Genomic DNA, 19,569 nt, shown 5'->3' with positions numbered 1-19,569 from the left:
TCTGCGGTTGTGACGGAAAAACTTACAACAATGGTTGCGAGCGGCAGAAGAAGCACGTCGGCAAGAAGAATGACGGAAGCTGTTGATGCGGATCGGCCTCTCATCAAGGAGGCGTGTCCGCCTTGGTAACCCTCAGGTTTGCGTGCCTTACGTGCGCGTTCCAGCCGATCGTGATCACCGATTCCAGGTCATCGTGATCACCCATTCCAGAGCATCGTGATCACCGTTTCCAGCCGATCGTGATCGCTATTTCCAGCGATGGTGATCGGGGGGACGGGGAGACGCACACCGCTGACAGTCTGCAACCCGGGTAGCTTGGTCTTTTGCCGAACCGCAGAGGATCGAGATGCCGACCGAGAGACTGTCCATGCGCCACATTCGTGAAGTTCTACGCCTGCACTACAGCGTCGGCATGTCGCAACGCGCTGTTGCCCGCAGCCTTGGCTTGGCCCAAGGCACGGTCAGCAAGTACCTCAACCGAACCCGCCGCGCCGACCTGACCTGGCCGTTGCCGCCGGAGCTGGATGACGATGTCCGGCTCGAGAACCGCTTATATCCGCCACCCTCCGATCGGCCCAGCGACGAGCGTCCGCAGCCCGATTGGACGCTCGTGCATCGCGAGCTGCCGCGCCCGAACGTCACGCTGATGTTGTTGTGGGAGGAGTATTGCGACGCAAGCGCCGACAGCTTCAGCTATTCTTGGTTCTGCGAGCGTTACAAGGAATGGGCCGGCCGCCTCAAGCCGACCCTGCGCCAAGTCCATGTCGCCGGCGAGAAGCTGTTCGTCGACTATTCCGGCCACACGATGGAGGTGGTTGACGGGCTCAGCGGCGAGGTGCGCAGCATGCAGATCTTCGTCGCCGTGCTCGGCGCCTCGAACTACACCTACGCCGAAGCCAGCCTCACTCAGAGCCTGCCGGACTGGATCGCCTCGCACGTTCGGGCCTTTGCCTATTTCGGCGGCGTGGCCCAGCAGACGGTGAGCGATAATCTGAAGGCCGGCATCACCCGGGCCTGCTTTCACGAGCCGATGGTCAACCGGACCTATGCCGATCTCGCCCGCCATTACCGCACCGCCATCGTCCCGGCGCGACCGTATCGTCCGCGCGACAAAGCCAAGGTCGAAGTCGGGGTCCAAATCGTCGGGCGATGGATTCTGGCGCGCCTGCGCAACCGCCGCTTCTTCTCGCTCGCCGCCCTCAACGAGGCGATCCACGCGCTCCTCGTCGAGCTGAACGACCGACCTCTCCGGAGCTGGGGGCGAAGTCGGCGTGACCTCTTCGAAGAGCTCGATCGTCCGGCGCTCACTCCCTTGCCGGATGAACCGTACCAGTATGCCGAGTGGAAGCGCTGCCGGGTCAACCTCGATTATCACATCGAGATCGCCAAGCATTACTACAGCGTCCCTCACAACCTCGTGAGGTCGAGACCCGCGTCACCCAAAAGACCGTCGAGATTTTCCTGCGCGGCAAGCGGGTGGCGTCGCATCTGCGCAGCACCCTGCCGCATCGCCCGACGACGATTGCCGAGCATATGCCGAGCTCGCATCGCCGTTATCGCGACTGGACCCATGAGCGTATTCGTTCCGAAGCTGCCAAGGTCGGCCCCGACGCCGACACCCTGATCGACGTCATCCTGCGGTCGCGGCCGCATCCGGAACAGGGCTTCCGCTCCGCCATCGGTATTCTCGGGCTGGTCAAGCGCTACGGTCAGGAGCGCGTCGACGCCGCCTGCGCCCGTGCCCTGCTGCTCAACGCCCGTTCCTACAAATCGGTCGCTGCCATCCTCAAGAACGGCACCGACAGGACCGCTCCGCCCGCCGATGAGACGCCCATTCTCTTCCACGCCAACATTCGCGGCCGCAGTTACTACAATTGATCAGGAGATCAGCATGCTCGTTTCACCCTACCGTCGATCGCTTGCGCGCCCTCGGCCTCGCCACCATGGCCGATGGCCTCACTGAACTGCAGAACAATCCCGAGGCAGCCGGGATGCCGCACGCCGATTGGCTCGGCCTGAGACAACCGTCGCATCACGCGTCGCTTGACCAGCGCCAAGCTCCGTCAAGCCGCCACCATCGAGAACGTCGACTATCGTACCGCCCGTGGTCTCGATCGTTCGCTCTTCCAGAACCTCGGCACCTGCCAATGGATCCGCGATGCCAACCACCTGGTCATCGTCGGTCCAACCGGCACCGGCAAGTCCTGGCTTGCCTGTGCGCTCGGCAACAAGGCCTGCCGCGCCGGCTTTTCCGTCCTCTACAAGCGGGCATCCCGCCTGTTCGCTGATCTCGCCCAGGCGCGCGGCGAAGGCCGTCTGGCGCGCCTGATCACCGCGCTCGAGCGCGTCAATCTCCTCATCCTTGACGACTGGGGACCCGAACCGCTCACCGCCGACCAGCGCCGTGATCTGCTTGAGATCGTCGACGACCGCTACGACAAGGGATCGTTGTTGATCACGAGTCAGGTGCCCGTGTCGCAATGGCATGATGTCATTGCCGATCCCACCCTCGGCGATGCGATATTGGATCGCATCATTCACAATGCTCATCGCATCGAGCTCAAGGGCGACAGTCTGCGGCGTCAAGCCGGCGAAAAGAAAAAGCCGTGAGCACCTCGCGCACGATCGCCCCGCCGGCCCACAGGCCCCTCCCGCGCGCGTCGCTCCGTCGCTCGTGGGGGCACTCCGCGCCGCGCACGGGGCCCTCCCATGGACCGCCGGAACGACCTTCGAACCAACCCGCCAGCCTTGACCAGGAGACAATTTCCAGCACACATAAGCCCGTCAGTCGTGTTCGTCTCCGAACCGATCGCGATCACTGGAATCCGTGATCACGATCGCCTGGAACACCTGATCGCCATCCCTGGAATCCGCAGCCTTACGTGCCCGCGATTGCTGTCACGAAATTTCTTCGCTGGTAGGAGGCAAGCCCGATGGCAGTTTGCAATGCAGCGAAGGTAAGGCCCGTACTCTCGATCAAGACAGAGCCGTGCTGGAAAGTTTCGGAGCTCACACTATTAGCCAAGAAAAGAAGCGGTTGCCGTTTCAAGATCATCCAAATGTGCGGGGCTCCCACGGGGCAGGCCAACACCTACATGATCAGCCAAGCCGATTGGGAAAAGATCCGGCGCGGTTTTGTTGGTCCAGCGGAGTTCGGACTATGGATATTCGAATCAGAGACTGCGGTTGTCTACAAATATGACGGTACTATCCTTTGTGCCGAAGGCAGTGGAATCAAGCTTGACGGGATGGTCAACGAACTCACACTCGCTGGAATTGCGACCTCAGTCAAAAAAGAATGCCATTGACGGCTTGATGCACATACAGTTATTGCGCGGCTCGATCACCGGGAGCGTGAATGCTTACGAGATTGCGTCTTCCGTCCTTCAAAAAGCGTTGCACCTCGGCTTCTCCTATTGGATCACGCCTCAAACAGCGGGGTGCATTGTCGGCGAACAGGGTTCCAAGAAAAAGGCGCTTGCTGCACCCGCCGCGCGAAGCGCAAGTTGGCCTTTGCCTTGGCGGTTCCCATAGTAGGTGCGTCCACTCTGATCTGCAGTATCATTGAGGGAGAGAGCCTGTTCATTCGTTCTAAGTCGGCCCTAATCTTCGCTGTCAGCATGTTTAGCGGTGGCTTGGCGTCTGCTGAGCAGCACACCGATAAATTGTCGCGGATCAGATCGCTCAGGAGAAACCTACATGGCCGCAGATCATACATTGCGGAACCAAGAATGGGGTGGTCAAAGAGTATCCAACCCGGTGCGCCGCAGAGGAAGATGGAGCGACGAATATCGCGGCAAAGACCGGACCCACGTGCCCAGCGGCGCAATAGAAAAGCGACGCGCAATCGTGCTTGACCATATGAGCGCGTTCCAGCTTGCCCTGCTGCGTTGTCTAGTCCGCAAGACCGGCACACCGATGAAGCAAACATTGTAGCAAAGTAACGCCGAGCAATGAGATCTTTCAGGTTGGCGGTCGTGGCTGTTGCAGGCCGGCCTAATCGATCTTCGCCGGATTGATCGTATCGAACGCGGCATGATCTGAATCTCGGAGAAGAGCGGGATCCGGTTCGTCGAAGTTCTCCGCGCCGGCTCCTCGCATTGCAAGGTGCAGGCGCGGAAACCGCGGGCGCCGCGTGACGACGACATGCATGCAACCCGTCGCGCCTGTCCGCCCAGGATCATCCATCGTGACTGCCGCGTGCATTGCTCGGGTGGAATGAACCCTCATCCGTCACACTCACGGCCGCAACCTCAATCTGAAAATGCCCTGAATCGAAACCGTCCGTACCGAGCGGCTGTCTTGCCCGTCGGCTATTTTGGGGACCACGAAACCGCAGTAATAGGTGCTACCAAATGACGGTTCGAGCTGGCGATCGACGGCTCGCTCGGTAAAATCTGTGGAAAGCTTTGCCGCCCCCTTTGGCGACGACAGCTGCCGATAAGTCAATCTGCTCAGTTTATCATCGCGTCCAGCTCTCTCGTTTAGTTAAGCTTTGTATCCGTGATCCCGTTCCGGCGCGTTGCGAGCTACGTTGAACGGTCCGGTGGCAGCGTTGGCTCACGCCAATCGGCATCTTGCGCAATTGATCGCCTGGGCCGATAGGCGCCTAGCTCGACGGCCTCATTCTCTTGCACTATTTCAGTTGCGACGAGGCGTCCTGCTAACGGGCCAAGGGTTATTCCGCCGTGCATGACCGCTACGTATACGGTGCGGTCTTCGTCAATAGGGCCAATCATCGGCCGACCATCCGCCGGCATCGGGCGTACACCAACAGCCCATCTTTGTCCCATTTCGGCGAAATTCATGATCCATTGGCTTGCCGAGCTAATCAGAGAACGGCGCTCCTCCTCCATTCGCTCATGCTCGGGGCCGTCACCAGCGGCCGCCGCGACGCCAGCCAGAAATCCTCCGTGGTCCCCCGGCCTGATATGGAGCTTGTCGGCGTAGATAGCCCGTCGCACGCCTTGCGAGCCCAGCGAACAAGTGAGGTCCACAAGGGGGCCAGGTGCTGCTGTCAATCTAAGTGGCATGAACCCCGCAGACGTCAGCAGTGCATTGGTGTCATTGCCGGCCGCCAGCACGAGAGAGTCGAATTCCTCAATTCCTGTCGTTAGGCGCAAGCGCGCCGTTGACTGCAGACTCTCAAGACCTTGTACTCGCTCCCGCCGATAACGAACCGCAAACCGTTTGGTAGAGAGCTCGATCAGAGCCTGGCATAGCGCTCCCGCATTCACCCATCCTTCTTCCGGGACAAACACTACTTCGGCGGCCGATCCAGTCCCGATAGATGGCTCGAGGCGACCTGCTGCGGCCGCTGAAATGAATTCCAGCTGACTTCCGTACTTGGAAAGGGCCTTGGCATTCTGTTCGAGTTTTTCAGCAGCATTTCCTAAGGAAGCGAGCCGCAGCGTTCCAGTGGTGTGGAGGTGTCGCTCGCTTCCGACGTCGCGAGCGATCACGCTGTGGTACTTGATAGCGTCGAGCCTAAACGGCAGGTCGGCTTCGGCTTGGCCAAACGCATTAAGACATGCAAATGATGTGGAGGAGACGCCGTTTCCAGGTTCGCCAATATCGAAAACGGTCACTCGCGCACCGGCCTTCCCGAGGTGATAGGCAATGGAGCTGCCAACGATACCAGCCCCGACGACTCCGATTTTCATCGGCTTCTCCTTCCTGGAAAATCTGCTCAAGTACTGGCGGTGAGCCCGCCATCGATGCGAAGAATCTGGCCCGTCACGAAACGGGATAGCGAAGACGCGAAGAAGTGGACAGCTCCCGCGACATCCTCAGGCGTAGCCAATCGCGCAAGCGGAATGTTCGCGGTGGCTCGCTTGAATGCGGTCGGGTCATCGAAAACTGTTTCGTTCTTCTGCGTCCGTACCAACCCAGGCGCGACACCATTTACGGTGATGCCGTACGGCCCCAATTCCGTTGCCAGTTGCTTCAACAATACCGCGAGCCCGCCTTTGGCGGCGCAAAAGGCGCTATAGCCGCGGTTTCGGAAGCCAAACGATGAGCGCACGGAAAGAAGATGAATATGACTCCCGCCTCTTTCGGCAGATAATTGCTGAGCGGCGACCGCCTGGGAGAGAAACATTCCGGCACGCAATGTCCTGGAATAAACCTCATCGAAGGCTTCCGGCGTTACCTCGAACAGCATCTGCTCCTTGTTGAAGCCAGTGCAGTTCACCAAAATATCTATAGAACCATGTTGTTGTTTCAGGCACGCAGAGACCGCATGCACAGCGTTGGCGTCGCACGCGTCTAGCTCAATACCATGGGCAGAGAAGCCTTGCGCGGCCAGGTCAGCGGCAAGAGCCAACGCCTGGTCGCCGGTTCGTCCCGCAATAATGCTGGTCGCACCCGCAAGGGTCAGCACTTCCGAGATTGTTGTGCCGATTGCCCCGTAGCCGCCAACGATCAACGCGACCTTGCCATGCAAGCTCATCGGATGCTGGGATACTGCTTCGATCGTTTGAACGTTCATTTGAATCTCTCTTGGATTCGGCGCGATAGTGGTGGAGCTATCTAGAGTTGCGCGAACTCTGCAATGCATGAAATTCCGCCGAACCGTATTGGCCCTTGAAAACCGGTCCGAGATGTTCTTTTGCGCTACCACCGAGCTGGACCGTTCCACTGATAGTGCCCCCTTTGGCAACTTTGCCCTCGAAGCCATAGAATAGGGACATCGGTATCTGCTCGTGTGCAGCCTCGAAGCGGATGTGGTCGCCGTAAATCTCACCGGACAGCTTGCCGGAAGATGATCCGGTGTGATGGAATCCTGATATGAGCATCTCATTCTGCTCAAGATCGAGATGATGTGTCGCCGAGCCATGAAGAAATTGAATTTCGAGGCGCCAACCTCCTGAGACGTCAGCTTCGGCATGAAGCGTTGACGGTCGTTCAGCAATGCACCGGGGCTCTTGAAATGCGCGGCCCAAAGCACGTCCGACGATCTCCGCCTCGTCATCGCCGAGATTGACGGGGTCAAGCACGATCGAGGTCGGCGTCGACCAAAAATCGTGGATGAGAATTCGTGGGCGCTGCCGTAAGAGCGCGAGCCGTAGATCTTCCGCGCTGAATGGAACGACTTTCTCGTCCCAGCTCACCTTGAGGCGAACTGCCGTGACAGAACCAGGCCAGGACAGCACCTCAGTTCTGACGCCAGGCTGGGTATTGAGCTCCGCCGCAATCAGCTTTAAGCGCGGAAGCCATTGGTCACGGTCGTGTTTGGCAGTTGGAAAATTGATCCAGCGGTCGAGTGCCACGACTGCACCCACAATCTCCTCTTTACCCAACTTCATTGCCCGGCCGAAGGCCTGGTGAGGCGCTCCGTTCCACCAGATTGCCTTGCATAGCCGTTGACTACCAAGCACGATCGCAGTGGATTGTGGGGCCCGGAGGTATTTGCCGCCGGCATAAACCACCAGGTCGGCGCCGCATTTGACCCAGCGATCAGGCTTTTCTGGCGACAGCCCGGCAGCCTCGACAAGAATGGGCACGCCGTTAGCACGGGCGAGAGGGACAACTGCGCTCAACGGCAAAACGGACGCTGAATCCATGCGGCCGAGCAGACAGATCATCGCGGCGCTTCCGTCCAATGCCTCCGCAAGCCCTTCTACAGTGGCAACACTCACAATCTCGCCGCCCGCGATACGGATTGCCTGTTCATAGGAAAACCGTTGGTCAGAGGGGATCAAGACCTTGTTGGGTAGCCCCGATGTTTGCGGCAATCGCAACATCAATTCCGGATTGTTTCCGGCGATGCATGCCGCTGTGGCTAGTGCCAGTGTCGCCGCAGTGCCGGCGGTAATCACACCCCATTCGGCGCCCGTGAGTTCAGCGAGCCGTCGGCCTGCAGCCTCAGCCAATTCATCCATGTCGACGAAAGCCTCTGCAGCCGCGTTCATTGCTGCCATGACTTCGTCACTCGGATTGCTTGCTCCATATAATGTGCGCACACCGGCGCATTGAATGAACGGCTCGACGCCGATTTCCCGAAAGATCCAGCCTCGCTCGTGCTCTCGTTGACGCAGATCGGGACGCTGCAAAAGTTCAGGCCGGATGGTCATGCCAGCCACCTCGATGCAGGTACGATGAACGCCCCGACAACAAGTATCTCACGACCAAGTACGTGGTGCCGAGCTGTTTCGGAGCTCAGAGAGATACAACGTTCAGGCAAATGGCTACGGACCCGAATATAGCAGGTCGTACGGCCAGGAACCCTATCAGCTGCTCTGATCATGCCTGCCTGCACATAGCTCGATAATCCGCCCATGGCTGTCAAAGAGAACGGCTGGCTAAGGCGGCCGAACACACCACGACGAAGATGCTAATTGCCGCATACATTGCCGGGCTGGGTGATGGCACGCGAATAGACGCCACGTGAGCGGCGGCAAGCAGCAGGAAACAGACGTTGATGAGCCACTCAAATAGTTCCGCTCCGATGAACGGCTGTAAAAGGATCAAGAGAGCCATTAGCGGCACGTCGTACGACAAAGGCACACCCAAGAAGCGCCCGTCGGACGATCGGCCGAAATTTGCAAAATAGCTAAGCCTGATGGCTCCCGCCACGAGCAGAGCAGTGGCCGTCGCGAGGGAAAGAATGGAGGCGTGGCTGAGCTGAATCACAATTGCGGTAGGCAAGACGGCTCCATAGATAATGTCCCCGAATCCGTCCAGGCTCTTGCCCATTTTTGCAACTTCCGGGTCACGGTTCGGCGTCCATTTGGCCACGATTCCGTCGATGTGATCTGCCAGGACAGCCCAAAGAGCCACTGCCACCGATAGCTCAAGCTTTCCGGATAGAGCGAGGAATAGACTAGCGGAAGAAAAAACAAGTCCCCCCGCAGTGATGGCATTTGCGGGATCCCAAAGGTATCTTAGCATTGGCACCTCACTGATCACGCTGGTCATACGATTGGCGAGCGCCATGCGCTCGTGAGAAAATGCGCTCTGCTAGACGCAGATCTTCGGCGGTATCGATTTCGCACCACTTGAGACCATCGCATCGCGCGGCGGCAAGCTGCAGGCCACGCCTCTCCACCAGATAGCCAAGAAGCTCCTCGGTGTAGGCCTGCCTGGCTCCGGACCCGATAACATCGTCCAGTGCAGGAACGATCGTTGCCTTGAGAGTCGAGCCCGAAAATCGTAGCAGGTTCATAGTTTTGAAAAGCTGCGGGCCGGCTGTGATAATGTTGGCCGCCGTTTGCTTCATGCGGAAACCTGTGATGAAGCCGTCGTCGGATAAAAGAGCTGCAGAGCCTTCCATCGATTTGTCGAAGGGAGCGACTGCTGCCACATCGCTCGCTGGGCCGATCAGGCGGCGCAATGCATCTTGCTCGAAGAACACGTCTCCCTCGAGGAGGAGGCAGTCTCCCGAAAGCAGTACATCACGCGCCAACCACAGGGAATAGGCGCTCCCGGTGCGATCGAAAGCCGTCGATTCGATATAGTTGATATCAACCCCCCCGAAGCGGCTGCCGCAGGCATACTGGATGGCGTCCTTGCGGTAGCCCACGACAACCGTCACCTCACCGACGCCGATTGCCTCCAGATTCCGCAGGGCGTTGTGCAGGATCGGCATGCCGTTTACCTCGACCAGTGTTTTTGGCCGCAGATCCGTCAGCGGCCGCAGGCGCGAGCCGAGGCCGGCTGCAAGCACGATAGCGCGGCGAGGAACTTCAGTCATAGTGCTAACCTTCCGCAACGCTAAGCATGCCGAAACCACCAGGCCTTCAGTGCCATGTGTTTGAAAGCCGCAAGCCCGTCGAGCGAGCCAAGGTCAATCCCATAGGAGAGCCGGATCCCGTCTGGATCGCCAAAGATCGTGCCCGAAGCTGCCGCGAGCCCGCGTCCATCAGCAATACGTTAACGACGTCATCGGCGTTGAATTCGGGGCGTGGCCCCTTGGTGCTTTGCCGCCATCCTTTGATATCTAGATAGTGTTGGAATCCGCCTTGAGCTGCAGGTTTCGGGATCGACTTCAGGGTCGAAAGAATCGAGAGCCCAAGCGTTTGCGCCTCGCTGACATGACGTTGAAGTGTTTGTTCGAAGACATCATCACTGGACTCCAAATGATGAAGCAATGCATGCTGGGAATTGACATCTGGATTGCATCCCGTATCGCGTTGTAGCGCCAGCGCGGCGTTTATAACGGATTGTGGGGCGGCGAGATAACCAATCTGCCAGCCGGTCAGCGCGAGGGATTTAGAGAACGAATTAGCGATTAGAGTGCGGTGACGAGCCGCAGGAGCGGCCGACACAATCGCATAATGGGTGTGTGGAGCATGGGCGAAAGTCCCATAGGATTCATCGAACACAATCCAGAGATCCCGCTGAGCCGCAAGCTGCGCAATTTCAGTAAGAGTCTCGCAGTCGTAAATCGTACCTGTAGGATTGTTCGGGGGGTTGACAACGATGGCTTTAGTCTTTGACGTAACTGCCGCAGCTAGATCTGAAGGCTTCGGCACGTAATTGCTATCCCTTGTCTCGATGAAAATCGGGACTCCGCCTGCCAAGAGAACCTGCGCGGGGAAAGTCCAATGCGGAACGGGGATGAGCACCTCATCCCCCGGATTCAGAAGCACCATAGCTGCGTTGAAGAGAGCGTGCTTGGAGCCGCTCGTAACTGCGACTTCATCCATCGACCATTGTTGACCAGTCTCGGAGGAAATTCTGCGAGCGATCGCCTCTCGCAGCTTCGTCGGGGCGCCTGTCTCAGTGTTGCGGTTGACACTACGATTGATCGCGATGATTGTGCCCTCGCGCGCCATCGGCGCTAGATCGCTCCGGATCTCTTCGGCGGTCAGATCAATGACCTGCTCGGCGCTCACGGCTGCTGCTTTGGCGGCGCTCCATGCCGCAACGGTGTCCGAGTATTTGAACAAGCCTGTTCGCTCCGCCAGCATGTGCGCTCTCCATTGACCCCGCATGTCACGAATGGCGCTGCGAGGCGAACCTTTCACATCAGCCGCCCTACAAAATCGATGCCGCCGTCTGAATGAAAGCCCCGCATCGCTGACCAGTCAGATATCGAACTTCCGCTCGCGCCAATTTGTCATATCTTAGCAATTCAAAGACCTCATCAAGCGTCGCGATACTAAGCTCAATGCTCGCAGTGTTATCTCGGTCATAATACGTCGACAGACTTGCCGCATTGCCGCTATTGCCGCTCGCATCGAGTGATCGGCCCAGATCACTGTGGAGATGTAAGCTTTGCGATACACAGGGGCTGGTGTTCGATAATATTTCGCAGGAACGATCATGACAGGAAACTTGTTCTGCCAAGCGCGTCCAAGCGCAACGATCTCTGCGGCACTCCTTCGCGAGTGATGAGGATCGCGTCGGGTCCGGCGTCCGCGTAAGCGTGAGCGCGCATAATTGCCTCGTCCATCCCTTTACCACCAATCAGTGCCTCGATCCGGTTCAGGAACGACGTCTTCGGCCAATGCTGCATCCTTCCGCGCGCAGAGGGCCGGAGAATTCCTTGACTTCAGCGAGCGGACGTCGATCGCCAACAAACGAGTTCATCTTGGGAAAGCAGTCGTCATCCAGCGCGACACCGGCTATGTCCCGTTGATGGAGTGTGCGTGCCAGCAGACGACCATTTAAGTTACCAAAACCGCCATCACCGTCGACGAGAACGGGTAGTCGGGTCGAGTCCACGATCCGCTCGACTACGTCGGGGAGTTGGCTCCCAGACGCTTCGTTCGCGTCGCGGTAACCGAGCGAGCGCGCGATCGGCAGACCAGATGCCCAGACCCCTTTGAAGCCTGCGCGCTCGGCGATCGCGGCGGAGAGCCCGTCATGTGCTTCCATAAGGAACGAGAGTTGGCTGCTGGAGCAGGCGTCGACCCGCAACATTTCTGCAGCTGGAGAATTAGCGGAATGATCTGGTCGATTGGCGAGAACAGATTGGGATTGATCTTGCATGCCAATTCCTCGCTTAATCGGCCGAGGTTCGTGCAGCGAAGATGACATCCATCTATCATGTCAATCAATTACGTGATTTGGTAGTTGACTGGATTCGCAGGGCTGAGACTAAGGGTGCATGTTTCCGCCGCCGCATGTGTGCGCAATGGTGTCGTTTGCGCGCTCTGGACCTCTGCGCTACCGGACGTTCGGCGCGCTTTGGGAATGTGGAAGTGTAGGTCCCTCAGAGCGACCGCAACTTCGCCATCCGTTTACAAGCTGCACATCGTTTCTGGTTGGCACTCGAACAGACGTCCCGGATCGTCCCCTCTTAGTCGATCAATCGGAAGGAGACACCGGCGCATTCTCGCTTTGCGTGCAGTGGATGGGTGGCTGGAAGGCAACAGCTATCGCAACATCGCGGAAGGCCTTTTTTGCGAGACCCGTATTCCGGACCGACATGATCTGCACAGCCGGACCATTCGCCTGGTTAAGATGTGGCTGCGCCTCATGCGAGCGGCTATCGTGAGTTGCTCCGTTACAAGAGCAAAGACAAGCGCGCGAAATCATGAGCGCTCGCCCACATCACGCGTGCACATGGATTCAGTCGAATCAAAGTTGAAGCAAGCTCTCGACATCAATAGTGGGTCGGATCGTAAAGCATGGACTGACAGCTGAGTGATCAATGTTGCCCTGTCGCCCTGCCGTACCATGAAGGCTCATGTCGTGAAGCTGCTCCCGTCGGCGGCTACAGTCTATAGAAGAAGATCAAAGGCCGTGGCAGTTGATCGCCAAAAGATCGGCGATTGGGTTTTTTGCGTTCGGTGCGGATGCGTGCTGAGGCAGCAACGCGAGACCACGCCGGACAGGCGCCCGTGCAGACTGCCGCCGGCGATAAATCAACGTTCATCGCTCGACAAATGATGTGCCTCTGTCATCTCGATCAATTGCCCGAAATGGTAGGAGACACTAAGAGAAAAGCGGAGCATCTCCGGGTCGGGAGTTGAGCCGGCGAAGCCGATCTGCGCTTTAGCTCAACATCGTGCTCATGTGCGGAAGCGGTTCGGGAGCAAAGCATCAGGAGCGTCCTGAAACCTCTTCTGATAATACTATACGAGTTCGCCCGTAGCGGAGCGCATCACGAAGCGGAGCTTCCTACTATTCGGGGCTGTGGTGCTCATGGATCGGTCCGAAAATCGAGTTCAATTTGCGCGCGTTAACGCGATGATGCTCTCTGGATGGCTGCCGTTCTCGAAGAGAGCATATCTCAGAGCTTGGGTGCGGCTGATAAACAAGCCGCCAAAGGCGCCGCGTCGTTCGCGGGCCGCCCAGTTACCGGCCCGATCTCGGCCAACGAGAGCAATGCGTGGGGCGGAATCACGCGAACGGGGCTCAACAGGCGACTTATACTGCGCATGATGGAATGACATCAAGGATCATCTTCGTCGCGGCCCGCATAGGCTATTGCGATTAGGTCGTGCCAAGTAGGGCTGGTGTAGGGTACTTCAATTGCGAACCGGTTTCTCCTATCAGTTCTAGCAAATGGGAGAGCCGCGGTAATGCGTAGCCAGAGCGCGCTGACGGTCAAACGCGACGCACGGCCTATTTTTGGCCAGTAGGAAGTCGGTGTCGCAACGGAGGACGTCGATCGCTGCGAAAAACTTCACTTTGTCCCGGTCTCCTCTAGGCGTTCGCCGGTCTTTTATTGATTGACTAAAGAGACTTCTTCCTCGAATGCGGCGAAATACCGGAGTTAGGTCGTTCCTGGAGCGTCCGTTCTCAAGAAGGGCACGTCCCCGCTTTGATCGCGCGCCGGTACGATCAGCCCTGCCACCTGAGCATCGATACTGACGAGAGGCGAGGGGTATTCGCATCGCGCGGGCTTTCGAGAGTGCAACGTTAGGTGACAACCTGTCACCATAGATTAGCGGGGCTGCAGATATCGCTTTTCGGCCAATGTAAGTTCGTCATACCTCAGAAGCTCGAAGATCTCGCTGACCGGGGCAATATGAGATTCAATGCTCGCAACGCTCTCGTGAGCTGCGATACTATCACAGACCCGCCGCATTGCAGCTGCGGCAGCTCGCATGGAGTGATTGGCCCAGATGACCGTGGAGATGCGCGCATCGCGGTAGGCAGAGACTGGCGCTCGAAAGTACGTTGTCGGAACGATCACGACAGGGAGCCGGTGCCGCCACTCGGTGACGAACGAAAGTATCTCGTCCGCGGTGCTCTTTCGCGAGTGAATCAAGATTGCATCGGCTCCCGCGTCGGCATAAGCGTGAGCACGCAAGATAGCTTCGTTCAGTCCGCGCCCGGCGATCAGCGCTTCGATCCTGGCCACGAGAACAAGGTGTTCAGCCACCGTATCCTTCACAGCCCGCAGACGACCTGAGAATTCATCGATATCGGCGAGCGGATGCCGTTCACCAATGAGCGAGTTCAGCTTCGGGAAACAGCTGTCCTCAAGCGAGACGCCCGCCGCGCCAGCCTGATGAAGTTTGCGTGCGAGTAGCCGAGCATTGTTGAAATTACCGAAGCCGCCATCCCCGTCAACGAGCACAGGAAGCTCTGTCGAGTCCACGATGCGTTCGACGCTCTGGACGAGCTGGGTCCATGAGGCTTCATTGGCATCGCGGTAGCCGAGCGAGCTGGCAATCGACAAACCAGAGGCCCAGAGCCCCTTGAATCCTGAGCGCTGGGCGATCGTGGCAGACAGGCCATCATGCGCTTCCATCAGAAACGAGAGCTCATCATTCGAGCAGACCTGGCCGCGAAGCATTTCGACGGGCGACGGCCGTGCGCATTGACGACCTGCCGTAGCCCGAACAGCTTGTGGATGATTCTGCATGCCTAGATCCTGCCAGCCGATCCTCGATTGGCGCCAACGTCACCGTTCATATCTTTTCGGGGGAATGCCGATCAATGACCAGCATTGGTAGTTTTTTGAGACGCGCAGATTTGCATAATTGCGTAGGAATGGCGCCGAACGCAAAGCTTTTCGCTATGGGTTGATTGGGATCCTTAAAGAGGAGCCTTGGTACGAATGGATGACCTGGGTTCGCGAGCCTGGTCCTACAGCCCCCAGGGAGAACTCTCCCACTCCATGACGGGGACAAGTGCTTAGCGAAAGGGTGATATCCGCCTTACATGGAGTTGGACACTATATCGACAGCCACGGTTGTCGTAATGCTGATGTCGTGTTTACGACACATGTCGCAATCCCATCGACAGGGCTGTAGTGGGATGGCGGTTTCCCGCGAATGTCGCGGCAATCGCAGAAGATCCGTCCTGCCTCGCCCATGTTGCTGGCCGCCACTGAGTGGCATGGCACTTGCTGATGCCTCTCCTGTTCTCTCGAGTCCAGGAGAAATTCATGGCGGATGAGAAAGAGGTTGTGCTGTCGGAACGGGAAAGACAGTGTTTGCGATGGGTCGAGGAAGGGAAGTCATCCTGGGCTATCGGCGTCATTCTGAAAGTGAGCGAGAACACCGTCAACTTTCATATCAAGAATGCGATGCGAAAGCTGGAAACGTCCAGCCGGACTCAGTGCGTCGTCAAGGCGCGACGTTACCGTCTTATTGAGTAACGGTCGCGGTTCTGTTGCCGCTCATACAGATCTAGCCAAATGTAAGGGGCGACTGTGGCTTGCTCCAACGGAATGCGAAGCGAATGACGCGGCCGCGGCCGTAGAGCCATAATAAAGGCGCTGTTACTATGAACCGGGACGTGCTTTCATTTTGTCGCCGATTGTCACGGGGCTGCGTGGACCATTAGGGGAGGTCAGATCACAGGCTCATGACCCCCTTGTAAGCTCGACGGCCGGTCGGATGTCTATGTTAACGATGTGATCGGTCCGGCCCCCTGCAGCGGCTGCGGCGGTCGTATGCGTGGCGCGAATTGAAGAGAGGTGATCGTAGCGGCTTACGTACTGAAGTCGTGGTCGTTTGGAAAGGCGGCGTAGCCGGTTGGGCCGGACACGAAGAGGGCATTCATAGTCCGTGAACCCATTTCCGAAAACGTGCTGCTGGTAGACGTTTCATCATATTCTAGCGCTCTGTGCGGTCAACGATGTGCGCGCGATCCTCACGAAGCGTAGCTAGCTTGATGAACGACCTTTCCGCGGACACCCGGTGCGACTGTTGCGTTCTTCAGATGATGTGGCGGATTCGAGATAAGCTGAAGTTGTTTGCGGCGGACGGCGCGATCCCGGTGTTTTCCGGACAGGCGGGCGCCTCCGAAGTCGATTGCTGAGTTGGGCCACGACTAGAGGGCGTCATTCATGATTTGGAAACTTGGCAGTACCGAGAACGGCGTTGAGGAGGATTCGAGGCGTGCAACGCGACTACGAATCGGTGCGCAATGTTGAGCTCATAAGCATTCTCCGCGTGGTGGGGACGACAAGTACGGGGCCGTTCGCGACGCACGCTCCTGCCATCCTGGTCAAGCCTTCGAGCTGCAATTTCGTTTGCTCTCGCATAGTGGGGAGTCCGCATTGTTTGTGCCGCCGGCAGAGCATCAAGCCGACTACATCGGAGGTATCCTCCTCAGGGTACGAACAGGGCCATGTCATGGAAGCGGATCGTATCACCGCGTAGGGGCACAATCTCATAGAGCCAGGGTACTGGGCCGCGGCAGCTTGAAGGAAGCTTCTCTGCAGGTGTCTACCTCGTGTTCGGATGCCCGATGAGGCGCCGCGCGGGACCGCGCCAGCAGCCCTATGATGCCCGTCTACCGTCGGGGTGCCGGAGCGCGCGGGCCATGTTGGCAAAAGATCTCCGACAGCCAGACGATTGACGACTCCATAGACTTTCAATGCGCGCTCGCGCCATTCAAATGGCGCCGATCAGGACGGTGACCTCGCCAGAGCGCCAGGGTCTCCCTCGCATCGAGCCTCATTACACGTCGCCGGCAACGACGACAACGCTCTGCTTGCACTCATCAACTCAATGAAGCCAAACGTCATCTTGCTTTTACGCCTCATCTGCCACCACCGACTTGAAGTCCCGGTTGGATACAGCAATCCGATCATTTGTCGAGTGGTCAGCTTTCGGAAAGCTGGACCTGCCATCGTGCGTAACGGAGATATCTCGGGGCTGATCTGCGACTGCATCAAACGCAAGCATCGTCAAAGGGAGTTACGAGATGGCTCGGATCCATGACGCGATCGACACCGCAACGTTGGCTTCCAGCAGCACATCAGGCGCGACCCAGCAAGATGAAACCTTAGGCCAAGCGGCCTTTGACCTGCAGCTGCACGACATGCCGTTGGAACAGGAGCAAGGAGGTGCAGGTCCTTCCGATGCTGTTGTTTCGGCCGACATGGAGGACGGCTTCGATACGGTCAACCAGAATCCCGAAATGAAGCTGGTTGTCATCTCGAACCGGGTTGCCCCCTTCGACCCTAACAAGCCCCAGACCGGCGGGCTTGCGGCAGGCCTCGAACCGGTCGTTCAACATTCCGGTGCACTCTGGGTGGGTTCCTCGGACACCCAAGGAGATGGTACCGACCAGCCCTTGCCGCTGGTGAAGACCGGTGCAGGCGACGTGGCGAGGCTTGACCTGCTAGAGGCGGACTATGCCGGCTATTATCGAGGTTTTTCGAATTCGACCCTGTGGCCGGCACTGCACTCCCTGCTTGAACGGATGTCGGGCTCCGAAGGCGATTATGAGAGCTATCGAAATGTGAACGCGTTTATAGCGCGAGCAGCCTTCGACGTACGGGATCGGGACGCATTCTGGGTCCATGATTATCATTTACTTCCGCTCGCGGCTGAACTGCATAGGCTCGGCATCGACCGGCCGACCGGCTTTTTTCTGCACACGCCATGGCCGTCACCCGACATGATCGAGCGCGTACCCACCATCGCGAACTTATGAAGTTGATGCTGGAGTACGATCTGCTCGGCTTTCAGACAAACCGAGATCTCAACAATTTTCTCGCCTGCCTGCAGGTATATTTCGGGCTGAAGAGCAAGGATGGCATCGTGATAACGGAGCGTGGCCAGACGCGGCTCCAAAAGTTCCCGATCGGCATCGATCCCAAGCAGTTTGCAGAGTATCTTGCGGCAGAGCTTTCACCCGCTGAGGAAAAAGAACTCTCGTCATTATTGCAGAAGTTCGAAGGCACCAAGTTTGCGGTCGGCGTAGACCGGCTCGACTACACAAAGGGTATCGATAAGAGGGTCGAAGCGTTCAACCACCTTTTAGCCGCGGAGCCTGGCAGCATGTCGTTGCTGCAGATCGCGCCGTCCTCTCGTGCGGACGTCGGCGAATATCAGAAGTACAAGGAGGACGTGGAGAATGCGATCAGTCAAGTCAATGCTGAGCATGGGACGGACGAGTGGAAGGCGATCCACTACACGAATGACTCGTTCAGCCAGGCTGCACTCGCCCGTCTTTACCGCGCCGCAAATGTAGGTCTTGTCACGCCGCTGCGTGATGGCATGAATCTCGTGGCGAAAGAATATGTCGCGGCCCAAGACCCGAATAATCCCGGGGATCTTGTACTATCGAAGTTTGCGGGGGCGGCTGAAGATTTCAACGAAGACGAGGCACTGCTGATTGACCCAAACAATCCCGAAGAGACTGCAGACGCTATTTCGAAAGCGGCCAACATGCCGCTTGAGGAGCGTGTCAAGCGCTGGCGATCGATGATGGATAAGATTGAATCCTATACCATCCACCACTGGTCGGCGGACTACCTCCGGGAGCTGGACAAAGGCAGCATCACCGTTCCGGCTGATCAGTTCCACCATCTCGGTCTCGGCTGGACCAACGAGGCCGAGATGCCGCTCTATCAAGATTATGCATCGGCGCTGACCTCCTATGATGAGATCGATTCCGCTGATGCCGCTTTGAAGGACGCTGCCTATGGAGACGTGAAGTCGGCCTTTGAGGCTTTAGCGGCCCCACTGAAGCATACACAGGACAGACTGTGGGATCTGCCGGTGGCGACAGCTTCCAGCGATGGTCATCGCGGACAAGAGCTCGGTGCCCGCGAGCACTGACCGGGCGAAAAGCATAGCACGGCGGATGACAGGCTTCTGTAGCAGGACAGAGGAGCAGTCCAGGTCTTTGGCGCTGACGCGGTTCTTGCGGGCGGCGCAGGCCCCGCACGAAGTCAAGACATCATGCGAGTGGGCCAAGACCAGAATGGGGCGATACAGTCAACTCATGTTCTATCTCTAACCGAGGCTGATGAGTGATGGCGGCGCCACTCGGCGCGGTGCTGCCCGTTGATCGCTCCGCCCAGGCTTGCGGGGCCTGGCGCGTCAAGCAGAAGCGGCGGCAAGCACGCAAGCGCATGACATAGCGCGGCTTGCGCTATGTCGCGGGCCGTTCAATGCAAGCTGCGTGCCGGCTAAAGGGTCGTAAGTGTCAGCCATTCGGGGCTGCACGACCATGTTCGGTTACCGACATTGGGTTGCCAAGCGAGCGAACATCAAAGAGTGTCTGAGGCCGCCTGCCAGACAGCGCCAGCGTTTTTTGATCTTCACTAGCAAAGACCCAGGGCGCGGGTCGAGGCTCCGCAACTGTTCTGTAAGCCGGTGCGCGCGACGAGTGAAGAAGGTCAAAACGTCATCTGTGGGCTGAAGCGTTGAAGCGAAATGTCGTCGACGTCAGGATTTTTGTCGTTGCGTGATGCGGCCG

12 protein-coding genes and 4 pseudogenes are annotated in these 19,569 nt (G+C 58.0%); 7 read left to right on the top strand and 9 right to left on the bottom strand.

The window, feature by feature from the left end:
* The first annotated feature begins 346 nt into the window (after positions 1-346).
* The 4 genes and pseudogenes from istA (at position 347) to XH96_RS32405 (ending at position 3,936) form a co-directional block, all read left to right on the top strand.
* Positions 347-1,878, top strand: a pseudogene (gene istA, locus XH96_RS32420) (IS21 family transposase).
* Positions 1,879-1,943: 65 nt separating this feature from the next.
* Positions 1,944-2,610, top strand: a pseudogene (gene istB / locus XH96_RS32415) (IS21-like element helper ATPase IstB).
* 323 nt (positions 2,611-2,933) lie between these two features.
* Positions 2,934-3,308 (top strand): hypothetical protein, encoded by a 375-nt coding sequence (locus tag XH96_RS32410; protein WP_194389544.1) that lies wholly within the window; start codon positions 2,934-2,936, stop codon positions 3,306-3,308.
* Between the two features lie 391 nt (positions 3,309-3,699).
* Positions 3,700-3,936: a hypothetical protein gene (locus XH96_RS32405; RefSeq protein WP_194389543.1), complete on the top strand. Its 237-nt coding sequence runs from the start codon at positions 3,700-3,702 to the stop codon at positions 3,934-3,936.
* Between the two features lie 60 nt (positions 3,937-3,996).
* On the opposite strand, the gene XH96_RS32400 is transcribed toward XH96_RS32405, so the two are convergent.
* From XH96_RS32400 to XH96_RS32365, 8 genes and pseudogenes are all read right to left on the bottom strand, one after another.
* Complete coding sequence (locus XH96_RS32400; protein ID WP_194389542.1) at positions 3,997-4,152, bottom strand: hypothetical protein; 156 nt, start codon at positions 4,150-4,152, stop codon at positions 3,997-3,999.
* Positions 4,153-4,529: 377 nt separating this feature from the next.
* Complete coding sequence (locus tag XH96_RS32395) at positions 4,530-5,663, bottom strand: FAD-binding oxidoreductase (protein ID WP_194389541.1); 1,134 nt, start codon at positions 5,661-5,663, stop codon at positions 4,530-4,532.
* Between the two features lie 26 nt (positions 5,664-5,689).
* Positions 5,690-6,490 (bottom strand): SDR family NAD(P)-dependent oxidoreductase, encoded by an 801-nt coding sequence (locus XH96_RS32390; protein ID WP_194389540.1) that lies wholly within the window; start codon positions 6,488-6,490, stop codon positions 5,690-5,692.
* Positions 6,491-6,527: 37 nt separating this feature from the next.
* Positions 6,528-8,075, bottom strand: a complete 1,548-nt coding sequence (locus XH96_RS32385) for a hypothetical protein (RefSeq protein ID WP_194389539.1) — start codon at positions 8,073-8,075, stop codon at positions 6,528-6,530.
* A 211-nt stretch (positions 8,076-8,286) separates the two neighbouring features.
* Positions 8,287-8,937, bottom strand: coding sequence for a CDP-alcohol phosphatidyltransferase family protein (locus XH96_RS32380; RefSeq protein WP_246789827.1), 651 nt, complete (start codon positions 8,935-8,937; stop codon positions 8,287-8,289).
* On the bottom strand, positions 8,900-9,694 hold the full coding sequence (locus tag XH96_RS32375) for a phosphocholine cytidylyltransferase family protein (protein ID WP_194389538.1): 795 nt from the start codon (positions 9,692-9,694) through the stop codon (positions 8,900-8,902). Before XH96_RS32375 ends, XH96_RS32380 begins: the two co-directional genes overlap by 38 nt.
* 46 nt (positions 9,695-9,740) lie before the next feature.
* Positions 9,741-10,913: a pyridoxal phosphate-dependent aminotransferase gene (locus XH96_RS32370; RefSeq protein ID WP_246789826.1), complete on the bottom strand. Its 1,173-nt coding sequence runs from the start codon at positions 10,911-10,913 to the stop codon at positions 9,741-9,743.
* A 67-nt stretch (positions 10,914-10,980) separates the two neighbouring features.
* A pseudogene (locus XH96_RS32365) lies at positions 10,981-11,868 on the bottom strand (isocitrate lyase/phosphoenolpyruvate mutase family protein).
* 273 nt (positions 11,869-12,141) lie between these two features.
* Between XH96_RS32365 and XH96_RS32360 the strand changes: the two are divergent.
* Positions 12,142-12,594, top strand: a complete 453-nt coding sequence (locus XH96_RS32360; protein WP_246790207.1) for a DNA -binding domain-containing protein — start codon at positions 12,142-12,144, stop codon at positions 12,592-12,594.
* Positions 12,595-13,840: 1,246 nt separating this feature from the next.
* Here the strand turns inward: XH96_RS32360 and aepX are convergent.
* A complete protein-coding gene (aepX, locus tag XH96_RS32355; protein ID WP_194394347.1) occupies positions 13,841-14,698 on the bottom strand; it encodes a phosphoenolpyruvate mutase in 858 nt (285 codons plus the stop codon).
* 594 nt (positions 14,699-15,292) lie between these two features.
* Between aepX and XH96_RS32350 the strand changes: the two genes are divergently transcribed.
* Both XH96_RS32350 and XH96_RS32345 read left to right on the top strand, forming a co-directional pair.
* Positions 15,293-15,505 carry a response regulator transcription factor gene (locus XH96_RS32350; protein ID WP_027562785.1) on the top strand — a complete coding sequence of 71 codons (213 nt, stop codon included), beginning with the start codon at positions 15,293-15,295 and terminating at the stop codon, positions 15,503-15,505.
* A 1,556-nt stretch (positions 15,506-17,061) separates the two neighbouring features.
* Positions 17,062-18,926 (top strand): annotated as a pseudogene (locus XH96_RS32345) (trehalose-6-phosphate synthase).
* The last annotated feature ends 643 nt before the right edge of the window (positions 18,927-19,569 follow it).

This window comes from Bradyrhizobium sp. CCBAU 51765, assembly GCF_015291725.1.
In the GTDB taxonomy this organism is placed as follows: domain Bacteria; phylum Pseudomonadota; class Alphaproteobacteria; order Rhizobiales; family Xanthobacteraceae; genus Bradyrhizobium; species Bradyrhizobium liaoningense.
Note: the sequence above shows the minus strand (reverse complement) of the source record. Positions and strands in the feature narration are given on the sequence as shown.

Excerpts from the sequence above, each read along its gene's own strand:
- XH96_RS32410 (WP_194389544.1), top strand. The coding sequence starts at position 2,934 with ATGGCAGTTTGCAATGCAGCGAAGGTAAGGCCCGTACTCTCGATCAAG.
- XH96_RS32405 (WP_194389543.1), top strand. The coding sequence starts at position 3,700 with ATGGCCGCAGATCATACATTGCGGAACCAAGAATGGGGTGGTCAAAGA.
- XH96_RS32400 (WP_194389542.1), bottom strand. The coding sequence starts at position 4,152 with ATGCATGTCGTCGTCACGCGGCGCCCGCGGTTTCCGCGCCTGCACCTT.
- XH96_RS32395 (WP_194389541.1), bottom strand. The coding sequence starts at position 5,663 with ATGAAAATCGGAGTCGTCGGGGCTGGTATCGTTGGCAGCTCCATTGCC.
- XH96_RS32390 (WP_194389540.1), bottom strand. The coding sequence starts at position 6,490 with ATGAACGTTCAAACGATCGAAGCAGTATCCCAGCATCCGATGAGCTTG.
- XH96_RS32385 (WP_194389539.1), bottom strand. The coding sequence starts at position 8,075 with ATGACCATCCGGCCTGAACTTTTGCAGCGTCCCGATCTGCGTCAACGA.
- XH96_RS32380 (WP_246789827.1), bottom strand. The coding sequence starts at position 8,937 with ATGGCGCTCGCCAATCGTATGACCAGCGTGATCAGTGAGGTGCCAATG.
- XH96_RS32375 (WP_194389538.1), bottom strand. The coding sequence starts at position 9,694 with ATGACTGAAGTTCCTCGCCGCGCTATCGTGCTTGCAGCCGGCCTCGGC.
- XH96_RS32370 (WP_246789826.1), bottom strand. The coding sequence starts at position 10,913 with ATGCTGGCGGAGCGAACAGGCTTGTTCAAATACTCGGACACCGTTGCG.
- XH96_RS32360 (WP_246790207.1), top strand. The coding sequence starts at position 12,142 with ATGTGGAAGTGTAGGTCCCTCAGAGCGACCGCAACTTCGCCATCCGTT.
- aepX (WP_194394347.1), bottom strand. The coding sequence starts at position 14,698 with ATGCTTCGCGGCCAGGTCTGCTCGAATGATGAGCTCTCGTTTCTGATG.
- XH96_RS32350 (WP_027562785.1), top strand. The coding sequence starts at position 15,293 with ATGGCGGATGAGAAAGAGGTTGTGCTGTCGGAACGGGAAAGACAGTGT.